This window comes from Kitasatospora sp. NPDC023120 (genome assembly GCF_055560835.1).
In genome coordinates this window covers 173,096-189,672 of sequence record NZ_JBVHHY010000008.1, presented here as the reverse complement: position 1 = coordinate 189,672, position 16,577 = coordinate 173,096, and the positions used below count along the sequence as shown (strand labels likewise).

At 73.3% G+C, this 16,577-nt stretch carries 10 protein-coding genes; all 10 read right to left on the bottom strand.

Translation table 11 applies throughout. From position 1 onward, the window contains the following. Positions 1–200: 200 nt before the first annotated feature. The 10 genes from ACZ3TI_RS14225 to ACZ3TI_RS14180 all read right to left on the bottom strand — a co-directional run bounded on the left by ACZ3TI_RS14225 (position 201) and on the right by ACZ3TI_RS14180 (position 16,489). A complete protein-coding gene (locus ACZ3TI_RS14225) occupies positions 201–3,164 on the bottom strand; it encodes a putative bifunctional diguanylate cyclase/phosphodiesterase (RefSeq protein ID WP_465726572.1) in 2,964 nt (987 codons plus the stop codon). A 464-nt stretch (positions 3,165–3,628) separates the two neighbouring features. Then, on the bottom strand, positions 3,629–6,676 hold the full coding sequence (locus ACZ3TI_RS14220) for a helix-turn-helix transcriptional regulator (protein ID WP_465726484.1): 3,048 nt from the start codon (positions 6,674–6,676) through the stop codon (positions 3,629–3,631). A 134-nt stretch (positions 6,677–6,810) separates the two neighbouring features. Continuing rightward, entirely contained in the window at positions 6,811–6,969 is a 159-nt protein-coding gene (locus tag ACZ3TI_RS14215) for a hypothetical protein (RefSeq protein WP_380538108.1), read from the bottom strand. 260 nt (positions 6,970–7,229) lie between these two features. Further along, positions 7,230–8,738, bottom strand: a complete 1,509-nt coding sequence (gene gatB / locus ACZ3TI_RS14210) for an Asp-tRNA(Asn)/Glu-tRNA(Gln) amidotransferase subunit GatB (RefSeq protein WP_465726483.1) — start codon at positions 8,736–8,738, stop codon at positions 7,230–7,232. Positions 8,739–8,820: 82 nt separating this feature from the next. After that, positions 8,821–9,060, bottom strand: a complete 240-nt coding sequence (locus ACZ3TI_RS14205; protein ID WP_465726482.1) for a hypothetical protein — start codon at positions 9,058–9,060, stop codon at positions 8,821–8,823. Continuing rightward, on the bottom strand, positions 9,057–10,550 hold the full coding sequence (gene gatA, locus ACZ3TI_RS14200) for an Asp-tRNA(Asn)/Glu-tRNA(Gln) amidotransferase subunit GatA (RefSeq protein WP_465726481.1): 1,494 nt from the start codon (positions 10,548–10,550) through the stop codon (positions 9,057–9,059). Before gatA ends, ACZ3TI_RS14205 begins: the two co-directional genes overlap by 4 nt. 5 nt (positions 10,551–10,555) lie before the next feature. Beyond that, complete coding sequence (gene gatC, locus ACZ3TI_RS14195) at positions 10,556–10,852, bottom strand: Asp-tRNA(Asn)/Glu-tRNA(Gln) amidotransferase subunit GatC (RefSeq protein WP_030057414.1); 297 nt, start codon at positions 10,850–10,852, stop codon at positions 10,556–10,558. A gap of 187 nt (positions 10,853–11,039) precedes the next feature. Further along, positions 11,040–12,848 (bottom strand): putative bifunctional diguanylate cyclase/phosphodiesterase, encoded by a 1,809-nt coding sequence (locus ACZ3TI_RS14190; protein ID WP_465726480.1) that lies wholly within the window; start codon positions 12,846–12,848, stop codon positions 11,040–11,042. A gap of 322 nt (positions 12,849–13,170) precedes the next feature. Then, positions 13,171–15,459 (bottom strand): NAD-dependent DNA ligase LigA, encoded by a 2,289-nt coding sequence (ligA, locus tag ACZ3TI_RS14185; RefSeq protein WP_465726479.1) that lies wholly within the window; start codon positions 15,457–15,459, stop codon positions 13,171–13,173. A 19-nt stretch (positions 15,460–15,478) separates the two neighbouring features. After that, the gene (locus ACZ3TI_RS14180) at positions 15,479–16,489 is read right to left on the bottom strand and encodes a methionine synthase (RefSeq protein ID WP_465726478.1); all 1,011 of its coding nucleotides are present in this window, start codon (positions 16,487–16,489) and stop codon (positions 15,479–15,481) included. Positions 16,490–16,577: the final 88 nt, after the last annotated feature.

Genomic DNA, 16,577 nt, shown 5'->3' with positions numbered 1-16,577 from the left:
CTCGGGCGGTCGAAGCCAGGGGTCTTGCGGGTGGAACAGCGTCAGTGCAACAAAAAACCCCTCGTGCCCAAGGGCATGCGAGGGGTGGCGCGTCGGTCTGTCACGAGCAGGGCGTGCAAGCCCTGTCAGCCGACGCGCCCGCCAAGTACGAGAATTCGGGTGCGCATGGCAACGACCATCCTCCCGTCCGGGGTGGCGTGTCAAGCAGGTGGGACGACCGTCTCGCCATTCGGACCCCCGGTCGGACCGGTAACGGCCCGGTGTTCGGGCAGGTCAGAGCCACCGTGGTGATGTACGACACGTCCCGGCGCGGAGTCCGGGCGGCCACTCGTCCGGGTGTCCGCGGCCGGCTGGCCGCGGCGGGCGGGGGGCGGGCCGAGCGGCTTCGGCAGCGGGTAGCCGCGGCGGGCGAGCGCGCGGCGCAGCCGGGGCTCGTCCAGCGGCGGGGCGAAGGCCGAGCCCTGGGCCCTACCGCAGCAGAGCTCCTGCAGCACGGTGACCTGGCGGGGCAGGTCCACCCCCTCGGCGGCGGTGGCCATCCCGAGGTCGCGGCCGAGCCGCAGGGCGTGCCCGGCGAGCGTACGGGCCAGTGCGGACTCGCCGAGTTCCTGGACCAGCGTGCGGTCCAGCTTGAGGCCGTCCAGGGGCAGCCGGGCGAGGGCGCCGAGCGAGCCGCTGCCCGCGCCGTAGCCGGCCAGCCAGGTGGAGACGCCGAGCCGGCGCAGCGCGGCCAGTCGGCGGCCGAGTTCGTCGGCGATCGAGTCCGAGCCCATCCGGGCCACCTCGATCACCAGCTCGCCGGGCGGCAGCCCGCTGTCGCGCAGCGCGGCCGCCACCGTCTCGTACAGGCCGGGCGAGCAGAGCCGCTCGGCGCAGAACCGGACGGCCACCGGGACGGGCCGCGGCGCGCCGTGGCCCCGGCCGGAGAGGCCGCGGCGGACGGCGGCCGCGGCGACCGCCTCGTGGACCAGCCAGCGGGCGAACCGGGTGGCCGCGTCGCCGTGGTCGGCGGAACGGAGGAACTCGGCCGGGGTGAGCAGCAGTCCGCCCACCGAGCGCCAGCGGGCCTGCGCCTCGACGCCGGTCACCGCGCCGCTGGCGAGGTCCACCACGGGCTGGTGGAGCAGGGTGAAGCCGCCCTCCCGGACGGCGAGTCTCAGCCGTTCCTCCAGCTCGGTGCGGCGCTCCAGGTCGGCCCGCATCGCCGGGGTGTAGAGCACCACGCGGCCCTTGCCCTCGGACTTGGCCCGGTACATCGCGAGGTCGGCGTTGCGCATCAGTTCGTCGGCGGCGGCTCTGGGGTCGGCGGCCGGGCCGCGCTCCGGGGTGCCGAAGGCGATGCCGATGCTGGCGGCGACGCCGAGTTCGGCGCCGCCGATCCAGTACGGCTCGGAGAGCGCGACGCGCAGCCGTTCGGCCAGCTCCTGGACCTGGAGGCGGCCGAGCGGGCCGCACACCAGCGCGGCGAACTCGTCGCCGCCGAACCGGGCGACGGTGTCCCCGCAGCGGACGGCGCCCTGCAGCCGGCGGGCGGCCTGCACCAGCAGCTCGTCGCCGACCTGGTGCCCGGCGGAGTCGTTGACCGCCTTGAAGCCGTCCAGGTCGAGGAAGAGCACGGCGATCCCGGCGCCCGCCCCGTCCTGCTGTCCGCGGGCGCCGAGGACGGCCCGCAGCCGCTGGGTGAACAGCGCCCGGTTGGGCAGGTCGGTGAGCGGGTCGTGGAAGGCGTTGTGCTGCAACTGGGCCTGGAGCATGACGCGTTCGGTGACGTCGCGGCTGTTGAGCAGCAGCCCGTCGCGGTGCCGGCTGACCGTGGACTCGACGTGCAGCCACTCGCCGCCGCCGGAGCTGATCCGGCACTCCACCCGGGCGGAGGGCTCGACCGCGCCCCGGACGCGGTGGGCGGTGAGCCGGACCCGCGCGAGGTAGCGGCGGACCTCGGAGAGCACCCGGTCCACGTCCTCGGGGTGGACGAGGTCCAGCAGGTTGCCGCCGACCAGCTCCTCCGGGTCCCGCCCGTACACGCCGAGCGCGGCCGGGGAGACGTAGGAGAGCACGCCGTTGGCACCGGCGATCATGATGACGTCGCTGGATCCCTGCACCAGGGAGCGGAAGTGCGCCTCCTTGTGGGCGAGTTCCTGGGCCAGCGACAGGTTGTCGAGCAGCATCACGCCTTGCCTGAGGATCAGTGCCAGCCCGACGGTGCAGGCGGCCGCGGCCACCACGCGGTCCAACTCGCGCCCGCCGAGGGCGTTGTAGAGGATGCCGGCAGTACAGACCGCAGCGGCCGCGTACGGGGTGAGCGCGCTGAAGGTGGTGGCCACCCGGCGGCGCGGCAGGCCGCCGGCCGAGGGGTGCTCGCGCAGCGGGCGACGCCAGCGCGACGACCACGGCGCCCAGGCCAGCAGCAGGCTGCCGGAGAACCAGCCGGCGTCCAGCAGTTCGCCGGAGTGGTAGCTGCTGCGCAGCTCCGCGTCGGTGAACAGGGCGTCGCACAGCACGGTGACGGCGAGCGCCAGCATCGCGGTGTGCACCGCCGCCCGGTTGCCGTCCCGGCCGCCGAAGCGCAGCCCGACCACCAGGCTGACCAGCAGGATGTCCAGCACCGGGTAGGCCAGGTTGAGGGCCAGCCGCAGCGGGGAGCCGCCCTCGCCGGCCGCGATCCGGCCGAGCGCCAGGCTCCAGCTCAGGGTGAACAGCGAGCCGGCGATCAGCCAGCCGTCGAGCAGCAGGCAGAGCCAGCCGGCCGCGGAGCGCGGGCGCTGGGCGAGCACCAGGACGCCGGTGATGGCGAGCGGGGCGAACAGCAGGAAGGCGTACTCGGCGAGCGAGTCCCGCGGCAGCGGGGTGCGCACGACCAGCTCGTACCAGCCCCAGGTGCCGTTGCCGAAGGCGACCATGACCGAGGAGAGGCCGAACAGCAGCCAGGCCGGACGGGCGTGCCCGCCGACCGTGCAGCCGTACACCAGACAGGACAGCGCGGCCGCGAGCGCCGCGGCGGCCAGCCCGAAGTCGCCCATGAAGATGGACAGTTGGCTGGAGCCCCAGCCGGCCGCGGCACCCATGGCGTAGGCCAGGCAGAGCGCACCCAGGACGAGTCCGGGCAGCGTGCGGCTCTCCAGGAGCCGGCGCAGTGGGCCGCGGCGGGCGGGCGGCGCGGGCATGTCGGCGTCGACGGCGGACGTGTCGGCGGGCGGTGCGCCCGGGCGTCCGGCTCCGGGCAACACCGTATCGGTGGAGCTCACTCGGCCTCTCCCCCTCCGGCCCGGGGCCTCGCGCCCCGGCCACGGACCACCGGCCGCGCACCTCTCGGCCGTACGCGGTGGCCTGGCGCCCCGTCAGGACGGTGGCCCAGGGGGCGGGCGACCTTCCGGCCGCCGCACCGCACCGATGCTCCCAAAATGGACCCTACACCAATTCCGTCACTCAATGACACGCACACTCAACTTAGAGTAATGGCGAGAGGGTGGGGAAATGCCCCCGATTCCGAGGATCGGCCCGGTTGGCGGCGGCGCGCGGGCGGGGGCTCACACAGCGCGCACGGGAGCACGCAGCGGCGCGCCCCGCGGCGAGGCCGCCGGGCCCGGCCCGCTCGGCAGCGGTCCGGGCCCGGTGGCGGGGCGCGGTGTCAGCGGACGGACGGGGCCTGGTCGTCCGGGAACAGCCGCAGCCGGTGCGCCAGCGCGGCCGCCTCACCGCGGCCGGCGACCGCGAGCTTGCCCAGGATGTTGGACACGTGCACGCTCGCGGTCTTCGGAGAGATGTACAGCTCCTCCGCGATCTGCCGGTTGGTCCAGCCGCGCGCGAGCAACCGGAGCACGTCCCGCTCACGGGGGGTGAGGTTGAAGGAGTCCCCGACGGAGGCTGCCGGAGCCGGCTCCGCCGCCGCCCGGTCGGCGGGGGCGAGACTCAGCCCGGCCCGCTCGGCCAGGCCCGTGATCTGCGCCGTCAGCGCCCGGTCGCCCCGTGCGGCCGCCAGTTCGGCCGCCTCGCGCAGCAGTTCGGCCCCGGCCTCGCGCCGCCCGGCCTGCACCTCGGCCTCGCCGGCCCGCAGCAGGGCGAGCGCCAGCGGGTACGGCAGGCCGGTCGGCCGCAGCGCCTCCACCGCCGCGGCCCACTGCCCGGGGGTGTCGGCGGCCGCGGCACGGGCCAGTTCGGCCTCCAGCAGCCGGGCCCAGCCATGGTGCAGCGGCGCCCGGGGCCGCAGCCCGGCGGCCGCCTCCGCGAGCGCGGCCAGCACCCCGGCCCGGCCCGCCTCGGCCTCCGGCAGGCCCCGGATGTCCGCCTCCACCGCGGCGGCCTCGGCCAGCAGCGGGTAGACGTCGGACTCGTAGCCGAGCCGGCCCTCCTCCGCCAGCGCGGCGAGCAGCTCGGCCCGGGCCTCCAGCGGGCGGCCGCCGAGCGCGGCGAGCCGTACCGCCAGCCGGCTGATCGGCACGCTGTGCTGGACCTGGCCGACCCGGTTGGCCGCGCGGGCCTGCGCCAGCATGGTCGCCGCGGTGGGCAGGTCGCCCCGGAGCAGGGCGAGTTCGCCGCGCATCCGGTCCAGGAACTCGGCGTGGGTGCCGCTCAGACTGCTCAGCTCGCAGGCGGCGAGCACCTCGGCGGCCTCCTCGGCCTTCCCGAGGTCGATCAGCGCCTCGACCAGGTTGCCGGTCAGGATGGTGCCGATGTTGCGCAGCAGGCCGTTGCCGTCCGCGAACTCCAGGCCCTCGCGGGCCAGTCGGACGGCTTCCTCGGCCCGGCCCAGCCCGCGCTGCATGCTGGCCAGGTTGTTGAGGCCGCGCAGCAGCAGGTCGGGCACGCCGAGCAGGCGGGCCCGCTCGACCGCACCGGCGAGCTCGGCCAGCCCGCCCTCGGCGTCGCCGTGCACGTTGTAGCGCAGCCCGCCGAGGGTCATCCGGGCGTGCACCTCGACCGAGTGCGCGCCGACCTCCTCGGCGATCCGGATCGCCCGCTCGGCGAGTTCGAGGTGCTCGGGCCCGGGCGTCTTGAGCATCGCCGAGCCGGCGCCGAGCGCGAGCACCTCGGCCTGTACGGCGGACGGCGGCAGGTGCTCCACCAGCCGCAGCGCGTGGCCGATCTCCTCCTCGTCGCCGGAGCGGCGCAGGCTGCCCAGCATGCGGGCCCGGTTGATCCGGAACCAGGCCGCGCGCACCGGGTGCACCGTCTCGTCGACCAGCCGCAGCCCGCGCTTGGCCAGGCTCAGACCGCGCTCGCGGTCGCCGCAGCGCCGGGCGGCGACCACCGCCTCGGCCAGCACGTCCTCCAGCTGGATCCGGTCGCAGTCCTCGTCGGCGGCGCTGTGGTCGCAGGAGCCGGGCGGGTAGGTCTCGGCCCAGTCGTACGGGCGCAGGGTGTGCGCCAGCACGTCCTCGGAGACCATGTCCCACAGCTCCAGGGCGCGTTCCAGCATGCCCAGCTGCTCGGCGAAGGCGTTGCGGCGGCGGGCCGCGCGGGCGGCGTCCAGGGCCGTCGGCAGGGCCCGGGCCGGGTCGTGCGCGTGGTACCAGTAGTTGGCCAGCCGGGCGGGCAGCGCGTCGGAGGAGAGCAGCTGCGGCTGGGCCTCCACGGCGAGCGCGAACTTGCGGTTGATCCGGTGCCGTTCGCCGGGCAGCAGGTCGTCCGAGACCGCCTCGCGGACCAGCGCGTGCCGGAACCGGTAGCCCTCGCCCTCGCTGTCCGGGCGCAGGATGTTGGCGCCGACGGCCGAGCGCAGCGCCTCGATCAGCGCCTCCTCGTCGTCGTCCAGGACGGCGGCCAGCAGGGCGTGTTCGACGTGCGAGCCGCCTTCGGCGGCGATCCGCACGACCCGCTGGGCCTCCTCGTCCAGGCCCTCGACCCGTACCAGCAGGATGTCCCGCAGCGAGTCGGTCAGCCCGGCGCCGCAGCCGTCGTGGAAGGCGGTGGCCAACTCCTCGACGAAGAAGGGGTTGCCCTCCGAGCGGCGGTGGATCCGGTCCACCAGCTGGCGGTCGGGGGCGTCGGTGCCGAGGATGCCGGCCAGCTGGGCGGCCACCTCGCGGCGGTCGAACCGCGCCAGCTCCAGCCGCTGGACGGTGCGCAGCCGTTCGAGCTCGGCGAGGAAGGGGCGCAGCGGGTGGCGGCGGTGCAGGTCGTCGCTGCGGTAGGTGGCGACCAGCAGCACCCGGGAGCGGTGCAGGGTGCGCACCAGGAAGGCGAGCAGCTCGCGGGTGGAGCGGTCGGACCAGTGCAGGTCCTCGACGGCGAGGACGAGGGTACGTTCCGCGCCGAGCCGTTCGAACAGCCTCGCGGTGTGCTCGAACAGCCGGGCCCGGCCGTACTCGTCGTTCGGTTCGCCGTCCGCTTCGCCGAACTCGGAGAGCAGCCGGGCGAGGTGGCCTTCGCTGCCGGCCGCGGCCGCTTCGAACTCGCCGCCCAGCGAGCGGTGCAGTCGGCGCAGGGCGGCGGCCAGCGGTGCGTACGGCAGGCCCTCGGCGCCGACCTCGAGACAGCTGCCGAGCGAGGTGACCGCGCCCCGGTCGGCGGCGCGCTGCAGGAACTCCTCCAGCAGCCGGGTCTTGCCGACTCCCGCCTCGCCGCCGATCAGGACGGCCTGGGGGGTGCCGGTGCCCGCCCGGCGCAGCGCGTCGGTCAGTTCGGTGATCTCGCTGCCACGGCCGACGAAGACGGGGCTGACCGATATCTGCTGCATGGAGGCGAGCATGCCATAGCCGGTGGGGACCGGCCGAGGGGTTATCTCCCCTGGCGAACGCCCGGAGGGGGAGACGCTCACTCGCAGCGTCTCCCCCTCCGGAGCTCCGTCGGCACCGTCCTGGTGCCGCACCGTCAGCATTCGGGCCGACGCACGGGGCGCCGCTGGAAGCGGGTGGCCACCGGACGCTGCCGCAGCCGGCGGGCCTCCTTGGCCTCGCGCACCAGGCGCTCGTGCTCGGCGCGGGCCACGAGTTCGTGGGCCTGTTGCTGGAAGGTCTGGTACTCGATCATTTCGGTTCCCCTTGTGGGTCTCACTGCGTTTCGCTGACGAGTAAGAGCTTCCTCTCCCAGTGGGGGGTGGGGCATCGGGAGCGTGCCCGATCTTCCGGGGCCCGGACGCCTTAGATCGGGCGTCGGAAAAGGTTTAAGGCCCGGCCTCACCCCAATACGGAGGTGAGACCGGGCCTTAGGCCTTACTTAGAGGGCCTTAGACGCCTTAGATGCCTTAGGAAGGCAGGCTTGACAGCCTAGGTGCCCTGGGGAAGAGCCGCTCAGGCGGAGACGCCCAGCTTCTCCAGGATCAGGTCCTTGACGCGGGCGGCGTCGGCCTGGCCGCGGGTGGCCTTCATGACCGCGCCGACCAGCGCGCCCACGGCCTGGACCTTGCCGTCGCGGATCTTGGCGGCGATCGCCTCGTTCTCGGCGATGGCCTGGTCGACGGCGGCGCCCAGCGCGGAGTCGTCCGAGACCACGGCCAGACCGCGCTGCTCGACGATCTCGTCCGGCTCGCCCTCGCCTGCCAGCACGCCCTCGATGACCTGGCGGGCCAGCTTGTCGTTCAGCTTGCCCTCGGCGACCAGCGCGGCGACCCGGGCGACCTGCGCCGGGGTGATCGGCTGCTCGCTCAGCTCGGTGCCGGTCTCGTTGGCGCGGCGGGCCAGCTCGCCCATCCACCACTTGCGGGCCTGGTCGGCCGGGGCACCGGCCGCGATGGTCTCCTGGATCGGCTCCACCGCACCGGCGTTGAGGACGGACTGCATGTCCTTGTCGGACAGGCCCCACTCGGCCTGCAGCCGGGCGCGGCGCACCCGCGGCAGCTCGGGCAGGGCGGCGCGCAGCTCCTCGACCCACTCGCGGGCGGGGGCCACCGGCACCAGGTCCGGCTCCGGGAAGTACCGGTAGTCCTCGGCGTTGTCCTTGATCCGGCCCGAGGTGGTGGTGCCGTTGTCCTCGTGGAAGTGGCGGGTCTCCTGGACGATGGTGCCGCCGTCGGTCAGCACGGTGGCGTGCCGCTGGATCTCGTACCGGGCGGCCCGCTCCACGCTGCGCAGGGAGTTGACGTTCTTGGTCTCCGAGCGGGTGCCGAACGCCGCGGTGCCGTTCGGACGCAGCGACAGGTTGACGTCGCAGCGCATCTGGCCCTTGTCCATCCGGGCCTCGGAGACGCCGAGCGAGCGGATGACCTCGCGCAGCTCGGCCACGTAAGCCTTGGCGACCTCGGGGGCGCGCTCGCCGGCGCCCTCGATCGGCTTGGTGACGATCTCGATCAGCGGGATGCCGGCCCGGTTGTAGTCGAGCAGCGAGTGGGTCGCGCCGTGGATGCGGCCGGTCGCGCCACCGACGTGGCTGGACTTGCCGGTGTCCTCCTCCATGTGGGCGCGCTCGATCTCCACCCGGAAGGTCTCGCCGTCCTCCAGCTGCACGTCGAGGTAGCCGTTGAAGGCGATCGGCTCGTCGTACTGCGAGGTCTGGAAGTTCTTGGGCATGTCCGGGTAGAAGTAGTTCTTCCGCGCGAACCGGCACCACTCGGCGATCTCGCAGTTCAGCGCCAGGCCGATCTTGACGGCCGACTCCACGCCGACCGCGTTGACCACCGGCAGCGAGCCCGGCAGGCCCAAGCAGGTCGGGCAGGTCTGGCTGTTCGGCTCGGCGCCCAGCTCGGTCGAGCAACCGCAGAACATCTTGGTCTTGGTACCCAGCTCGACGTGGACCTCAAGGCCCATCACCGGGTCGTACGACGCCAGAGCGTCCTCGTAGGAGACCAGGGTCATGACGCTCACAGCGTCCCTTCTCACTTGAAGCTTGGGAGGTACGGGCCCGGCCGCCGCTCGCGCGGGGCCGGGCCTTGGCACTCGGTACGACTCAGCCCAGCAGCACGTCGTCGGAGCCCAGCTGGCGAAGCTCGCGCACCAGCAGGGCGGTGCCGGTGATCAGCGCGGCGGCGCCGACCAGGGCGTTGACCAGCTTGAGGGTGTCGCTCTCCTCGCGGGCCTTGCGGACGTCCTTGACGACGGAGATCGCGCCGAACGCGCTGGTGCCGATGGACAGCCACAGCCCGGGCTTCGAATGCTTGAAGCCCTTGGCCTTCTCGATCTTGCTCACAGTGCCGGTGCCTCCTCCAGCAGGGTGTGCCCCCACTTGTCGTTGAGTGCGGCCTCGACGGCGCCGCCCACGCGGTACAGGCGGTCGTCCGCCATCGCGGGCGCGATGATCTGCAGGCCGACCGGGAGATTGTCCTCCGGCGCCAGGCCCACCGGCAGCGACATGGCCGCATTGCCCGCCAGGTTCGACGGAATCGTGCACAGGTCGGCCAGGTACATCGCCATCGGGTCGTCGGCGCGCTCGCCGATCGGGAAGGCGGTGGTCGGCGTGGTCGGCGAGACCAGCACGTCCACACCGGCGAAGGCCGCGTCGAAGTCGCGCGAGATGAGCGTGCGCACCTTCTGGGCCGAGCCGTAGTAGGCGTCGTAGTAGCCCGAGGACAGCGCGTAGGTGCCCAGGATGATGCGGCGCTTGACCTCGTCGCCGAAGCCGGCCTCGCGGGTCAGCGCGGTGACCTGCTCGGCGGAGGCGATGCCGTCGTCGCCGACCCGCAGGCCGTAGCGCATCGCGTCGAAGCGGGCCAGGTTGGAGGAGCACTCGCTCGGCGCGATCAGGTAGTACGCCGGCAGCGCCAGGGTGAAGGACGGGCAGGAGACCTCGACGACCTCGGCGCCCAGCTCGCGCAGCAGCTCCACCGACTCGTTGAAGCGCTGCATCACGCCGGCCTGGTAGCCCTCGCCGGCGAACTCCTTGACCACGCCGATCCGCATGCCTCGGACGTCGCGCAGCCTCGCGGCCTCGACCACGGCCGGAACGGGCGCGTCGATCGAGGTGGAGTCCAGCGGGTCGTGCCCGGCGATGGCCTCGTGCAGCAGCGCCGCGTCCAGCACGGTGCGGGCGCACGGGCCGCCCTGGTCCAGGCTGCTGGAGAAGGCGACCAGGCCGTAGCGGGACACCGCGCCGTAGGTCGGCTTGACGCCGACGGTGCCGGTGACGGCGCCGGGCTGGCGGATCGAGCCGCCGGTGTCGGTGCCGATCGCCAGCGGGGCCTCGAAGGCGGCCAGCGCGGCGGCCGAGCCGCCGCCGGAGCCGCCGGGGATGCGGGTGAGGTCCCACGGGTTGCCGGTCGGGCCGTAGGCGGAGTTCTCGGTGGAGGAGCCCATCGCGAACTCGTCCATGTTGGTCTTGCCGAGGATGACGACGCCGGCGTCCTTGAGACGGGTGGTCAGCGTGGCGTCGTAGGGCGGGATCCAGCCCTCGAGCATCTTGGAGCCGCAGGTGGTCGGGACGCCCTTGGTGGTGAAGACGTCCTTCAGCGCGAGCGGGACGCCGGCCAGCGGGCCCAGCTCCTCGCCCTTGGCACGCTTCTCGTCGACGGCCCGGGCGGCGGCCAGCGCACCCTCGGTGTCGACGTGCAGGAAGGCGTTGACCTTCTTGTCGACGGCGTCGATGCGGTCCAGGTGCGCCTGCGCGACCTCGACGGCGGACACCTCGCCCTTGGCGATGGCGGAGGCCGTCTCGGCGGCGGTGTACTTGATCAGCTCGGTCATCTCGGTCAGTCCTCCCCGAGGATCTGCGGCACACGGAAACGCTGCTCCTCGGCGGCCGGAGCGCCGGAGAGCGCCTGCTCCGGGGTGAGCGAGGGCCGCACCTCGTCCGCGCGCATGACGTTGGTCAGCGGCAGCGGGTGGGAGGTCGGCGGGACGTCCTGTCCGGCGACCTCGGAAACGCGGGCGACCGCGCCGATGATCACGTCGAGCTGCTCGGCGAAGTGGTCCAGCTCTTCGGGCTTCAGCTCAAGACGCGACAGCCGGGCGAGGTGGGCGACCTCCTCGCGCGTGATGCCAGGCATGCAGCGATCCTCAGGGTGAGTTCTGGTGAGACCCGGCGGTGCCTTGCGAGCGGTGCCGGGCCCGGGCAGGAGCAGCCGGGTTCGGCGCTCCGTCCTCATGGTCTTTGGACCCCATCCTATGGGGCCCGGCCCGGCCACCGGCCAACGAGTGAGCCGTGTGCCCGTCACTGCCCTTCGACCACGTCCACTACTGCGGCCTGGTCCGGGCCCAACTCTGCGTGCCCGGTGCCTTGATCTCCATCTGTGCCGCCTGGACCGCCTGGACCACCGGGGGCAGCACGGGGGGCATGACGGGCGGGAGCGTCGGCGGCAGCACCGGGGGGATGGCGGGCTGGCCGATCGGCGTGCCCTGGATCGGCGGGCCGCCCTGGACCGGCTGGAGGCCGGAGGGCAGCTGGGGCGGCGTGCCGAGGCGCTCCACCGGCGGGGCGCCGGTGCGGTGCACCCGCAGCCAGGCGGTGGCCTGCTCGGCCGGCAGCGCGGCCGACACCAGCCAGCCCTGGACGGCGTCCACGCCCATGCAGTGCAGCCGCTCCCAGGTCTCGTCGTCCTCGACGCCCTCGGCGACCACGGTCAGGCCCAGCGAGTGGGCGAGCTCCACCGAGCAGCGGACCACCGCCGCGTCGTGGTCGTCGGCGACCATCCGGGAGACGAAGGAACGGTCGATCTTCAGCTCGCCGACCGGCAGGCTGCGCAGCCGCACCAGCGAGGAGTGCCCGGTGCCGAAGTCGTCCAGGGACATCCCGACGCCGTAGCCGCGCAGCTCGGCGAGGGTGTCCGCGGCGCGCCGGGAGTCGTCCAGCAGCAGCCGCTCGGTGATCTCCAGCTGGAGCGCGTGGGCGGGCACCTGGTGGCGCACGAGGTGCCCGGCGACGCGCTGGGCGAAGCCGGGGTTGAGCACGTCCCGCGGCGAGACGTTGACCGCGACCTGCACCTGCAGTCCCTGGTCGCGCCAGTACGCGAGCTGGCCGACCGCGGCCTCCAGCACGTAGTCGGTGAGCCGGGGCATCAGCCCGCTGGACTCGGCGAGCCCGACGAACTCGTCCGGGGAGACCCTGCCCTGACCGGGGCGCTCCCAGCGCAGCAGCGCCTCCAGGCCGACCACCCGGCCGTCGAAGGCCACCTTCGGCTGGTAGTGCAGCTGCACCTCGCCGGTCTCCAGCGCCCGCCGCAGGTCCCCGAGCAGCCCGATCCGGTACGGGGTGTCGGCGTCCTGGGTCTCGTCGTACTGGGCGACGCCACTGCAGCCGCGCTGGGCGTGGCCCATCGCGACGTCGGCGCGGCGCAGCAGCGACTCGGCGTCCTGGGCGTGCTGCGGGTAGACGCAGACGCCGCCGCTGGCCTCCAGGACGAGCAGCAGCCCGTCCAGCCGGATCGGGGCGGCGAGTTCGGCGATCAGCGCCTTGGCGACCCGCTCCAGGCTGTCCGGGCAGTTGATGCCGGGCATCAGGACGGCGAACTCGTCGCCGCCCATCCGGGCCACCATCGGGCGGCCGCGCCGGTAGTGCCGGGGCAGCCCGGCGAAGACGTCGTCGATGGACTCCCGGGTGGCGCTGCCGGCCGGGCCGCCGGAGCGCAGGGCGCGGTGCAGCCGGCGGGAGATGTGAACCAGCAGTCGGTCACCGGCCGTATGACCGAGTGTGTCATTCAGTGATCGGAAGCGATCGAGGTCAAGCAGGATGAGACCGACGCTGTAGCCCTGGTCGCACTCCGCGATCGCCTCCTGGGCGGCCAGCAGTAAGGCCTGACGGTTGGGCAGGTCCGTCAGCGGGTCGGTCAGTTGGTCGCGGGCGCGGTCCCGGGCGATCCGCCAGGCTGCCATCAGCACGGCCAGGGGCACCGCGAACAGCGGCAGCAGCTCGGGTTCGTACCGGTAGACCAGGACGGCCAGCGGGATGAGCGGCGCGGCTCCGGCCAGCAGCACGCCGAGCAGCAGGACCGCACCCGCCATCCCCTGCGGCGGGCGTGTGGGCGCACCGCCGGTCGTACGATCCATAAGCCCTGTCCTCCGTCGGGCCCGCCCCGTCAGGCCGCCTTACGGTGAGGCACCGTGCCGGTACCGACAGCTGCCGGGCATGGAGCGGCCCCGAGGAGCACCGGCTCAGCCGGTGCCCCCACCCCTGCTGACACTCTGTTGCGCTCCAGGGTATGCCGGGGTCCACCCGGTGGGCAGACTTTCGGACAACCGGGAACGCGCTACCGCGCCCGAGTGTCACACAGTGACACAATGCCCGCTTTCACTGCAGGACACCCGGTGACGTTGCATCAGGACGATAACAACACGGATTCGGCCACCCGCCGCTCGGGTCGGCTCCGGATCAGCCCTCGGCGGGCGCCTCCTGCGACTTCTCGGCCTCCTCCGGCTCCGGAAGTCCCAGGTGGGCGCGGGCGGCGGCCGGCCCGTCGGCGAGCAGCACGGCGAAGCCGGCGTCGTCCAGGACCGGCAGTCCGAGCTGAACTGCCTTGTCGTACTTGGATCCCGGGTTGTCGCCGATGACCACAAAATCGGTCTTCTTCGAAACCGAACCGGTCACTTTCGCTCCGCGCGAGGTCAGCGCCTCCTTGGCGCCGTCCCGGGTGTGGCCGGCCAGGGTGCCCGTCACCACGACGGTCAGGCCCTCCAGCGGGCGCTCCGCCTCCTCCTCGTCCGCGAACTCCTCGGTGAAGCGGACCCCGGCGGCGCGCCACTTCTCCAGGATGTCCCGGTGCCACTGTTCCTGGTGCCACTCGACCACGGACCGGGCGATGATCGGGCCGACGCCCTCGACCGCCGCCAGCTCCTCCTCGGTGGCCGAGAAGATCCGGTCCAGGTCGCGGAACTCCCGGGCCAGCTCCTGCGCCGCGACCGGGCCCACGTGCCGGATGGAGAGACCGTTGAGGAAACGCCAGAGCGGGCGGTCCTTCACCTTCTCCAGGTTCTCCAGCAGGACTCCAGCGGTCTTCTTGGGCTCGCCCTTCTGGTTGGCGAAGAACGTGGCCTTCTTCTCCTTGCCAGTGCGGTCGTCCAGCTTGGGCATGCCGGTCTTCTGGTCGCGGACCAGCACCTGGATCGGCAGCAGCTGCTCCATCGTCAGCCCGAAGATGTCGCCCTCGTCCTTCACCGGCGCCTCGACCGGCTCCAGCGGCTGGGTCAGCGCGGTCGCCGCGACGTAGCCGAGGCCCTCGATGTCCAGGCTCGACCTCCCGCCCAGGAAGGCGATCCGCTCGCGGATCTGGGCCGGGCAGAACTGGGCGTTGGGGCAGCGCAGATCGATGTCCCCCTCGGCCATCGGGCGCAGCTCCGCCCCGCACTCGTGGCAGTGCGAGGGCATCACGAACTCCCGCTCGGTGCCGTCCCGCAGGTCCTCCACCGGGCCGAGGATCTCCGGGATGACGTCACCGGCCTTGCGCAGCACGATCGTGTCGCCGAGCAGCACGCCCTTGGCCTTGACGACCTCCTGGTTGTGCAGCGTCGCGTACTGCACCATCGAGCCCGCCACCTTCACCGGCTCCGCCAGCACCGCGTACGGGGTGGCCCGGCCGGTGCGGCCGATGCCGACCTTGATCTCGGCGAGCTTGCCGGTGACCTCCTCCGGCGGGTACTTCCAGGCGATCGCCCAGCGCGGGGACTTGGAGGTGGCGCCGAGCCGGCCCTGCAGGGCGATCTCGTCCACCTTGACGACCACACCGTCGATCTCGTGCTCGACCGAGTGCCGCTGCTCGCCGAAGTGCTTGATGAACGCCCGCACCTCGGCGAGCGTCCCCACCACCTCGTTGTGCCGGGCGGTGGGCAAACCCCAGTCGCGCAGCAGCTCGTAGGCGTGCGACTGGTTGTCGATGTCGAAGCCGACCCGGGCGCCGATGCCGTGCACCACCATGTGCAGCGGGCGGGAGGCGGTGACGTGCGGGTCCTTCTGGCGCAGCGAACCGGCGGCGGCGTTGCGGGGGTTCATGAACAGCCGGATCATCGCCCGCGGCCGCTTGCCCTCCTTGGCGCGCTCCTCGTTCTCCGCGCGGCGGCGCTCGTTCTCCGCCACGAAGGAGGCGTTGAGCGCCTCGAAGGCCTCGGTCGGGAAGTAGACCTCGCCGCGGATCTCCACCAGCTCGGGGATGTCGTCGCCCTTGAGCTGGTGCGGGATCTCCTTGATGGTGCGGACGTTGGCGGTGATGTCCTCGCCGACCCGGCCGTCGCCGCGCGTCGCCGCCTGCACCAACTGGCCGTTCTCGTAGGTGAGGTTGACGGCCAGGCCGTCCACCTTGAGCTCGCACAGGTAGTGGTAGTCGATGCCGTGCAGCTCGCCGGCGACCCGGTCGGCCCAGGCCGCGAGCTCCGCGTCGTCCATCGCGTTGTCGAGGCTGAGGAGGCGCTCGCGGTGCTCGACCTCGGCGAACAGCTCGGTGGGCGCGCCACCGACCTTCTGCGTCGGCGAGTCGGGGGTGACCAGGGCCGGGTGCTCGGCCTCCAGCCCCTCCAGCTCGCGCATCAGGGCGTCGAACTCGGCGTCGCTGATGACCGGCGCGTCCTGCTCGTAGTACCGGGCGCGGTGGTCGGTGATCTCCTGCGCCAGCTCCGCGTGCCGCCGGCGCACCTCCGCCGGGACGTCCTCCCAGCCCTCGACAGCCGTCACCGCAAGCCCTCCTACGTTCTCATTCCGGGTTGTCCACCAGGCTCTGCGCCGCCCGCGCCGCGAGCGACAGCGCCCTGCGCGCGTACGCCGGGGAGGCCCCGGCCAGCCCGCAGGTCGGCGTCACCAGCACGCGACGGCCCAGCAGCTCCGGGGCGAACCCGAGCCTGCGCCACAAGGTCCTGACACCCTGGACACTACCGGCCGGGTCCGACACCGCCTGGTCAGTGGAGGGGACGACACCGGCGAGGATCATCGTGCCCGCCTCCACCGCCTCGCCCAGGTCGTCGTCCGAGCGCTCGGTGAGGAGCGAGAAGTCCAGCGAGATGCCCGCCACCCCGGCCCGGCGCAGCAGCGGAATCGGCACGTCCGGCGCGCAGGAGTGCACGACGACCGGTGCGTCCAGGCCGCGGACGGTCTCCCGCAGCACCTCCTCGGCGACCTGCCGGTCGACGGCGCGCAGCCGCTGGAAGCCGCTCGCGGTCTTCACCGAACCGGCCAGCACGGCGGGCAGCGAGGGCTCGTCGAGCTGGAGGACGACCTCCGCGCCGGGGACGCGCTTGCGGACGTCGGCGAGGTGCCGGCGCAGCCCCTCGGTGAGCGAGCCCGCGATGTCCCGGCAGGCGCCGTGGTCGGAGAGCGCCTTCTCGCCGTGCTTCAACTCGACGCTCGCCGCCAGCGTCCACGGGCCGACGGCCTGGACCTTGAGCGCGCCGCGGTAGCCCTGGGTGAACTCCTCCAGGGCGTCCAGGTCCTCGCCGAGCCAGGAGTGGGCGCGCCGGGTGTCCCGGCCGGGGCGGTCGGTGAACCGCCAGCCGCTGGGCTCGGTCTGCGCGAACAGCTCGACCAGGAAGCCGGCGCCGCGCCCGATCATGTCGGCGCCCGGCCCGCGCGCGGGCAGCTCGGGCAGGAACGGCAGGTGCTCCAGCGCCCCGGTGGCGGTCTTGGCGGCCTCGCGGGCGTCGGTACCGGGCAGCGAACCGACGCCGGTGGCGGCGCCGCGCAGGTCGGGGAAGGGGTGTGGGGTGCTCACCCGTCCGAGCCTAGTGCGCGGCGCCGGTCCCTCGCTTCAACGGCCGGGTCGGTGCCCGGGTTCGTCAGTGCCCGAGGCAGTGCCCGGG

Bases quoted from the DNA above. Each gene is read 5' to 3' on its own strand.
- gatC (WP_030057414.1), bottom strand. From the start codon at position 10,852: ATGCCTGGCATCACGCGCGAGGAGGTCGCCCACCTCGCCCGGCTGTCG.
- ACZ3TI_RS14215 (WP_380538108.1), bottom strand. From the start codon at position 6,969: ATGATCGAGTACCAGACCTTCCAGCAACAGGCCCACGAACTCGTGGCC.
- ACZ3TI_RS14220 (WP_465726484.1), bottom strand. From the start codon at position 6,676: ATGCAGCAGATATCGGTCAGCCCCGTCTTCGTCGGCCGTGGCAGCGAG.
- ACZ3TI_RS14190 (WP_465726480.1), bottom strand. From the start codon at position 12,848: ATGGATCGTACGACCGGCGGTGCGCCCACACGCCCGCCGCAGGGGATG.
- ACZ3TI_RS14225 (WP_465726572.1), bottom strand. From the start codon at position 3,164: ATGCCCGCGCCGCCCGCCCGCCGCGGCCCACTGCGCCGGCTCCTGGAG.
- gatA (WP_465726481.1), bottom strand. From the start codon at position 10,550: ATGACCGAGCTGATCAAGTACACCGCCGCCGAGACGGCCTCCGCCATC.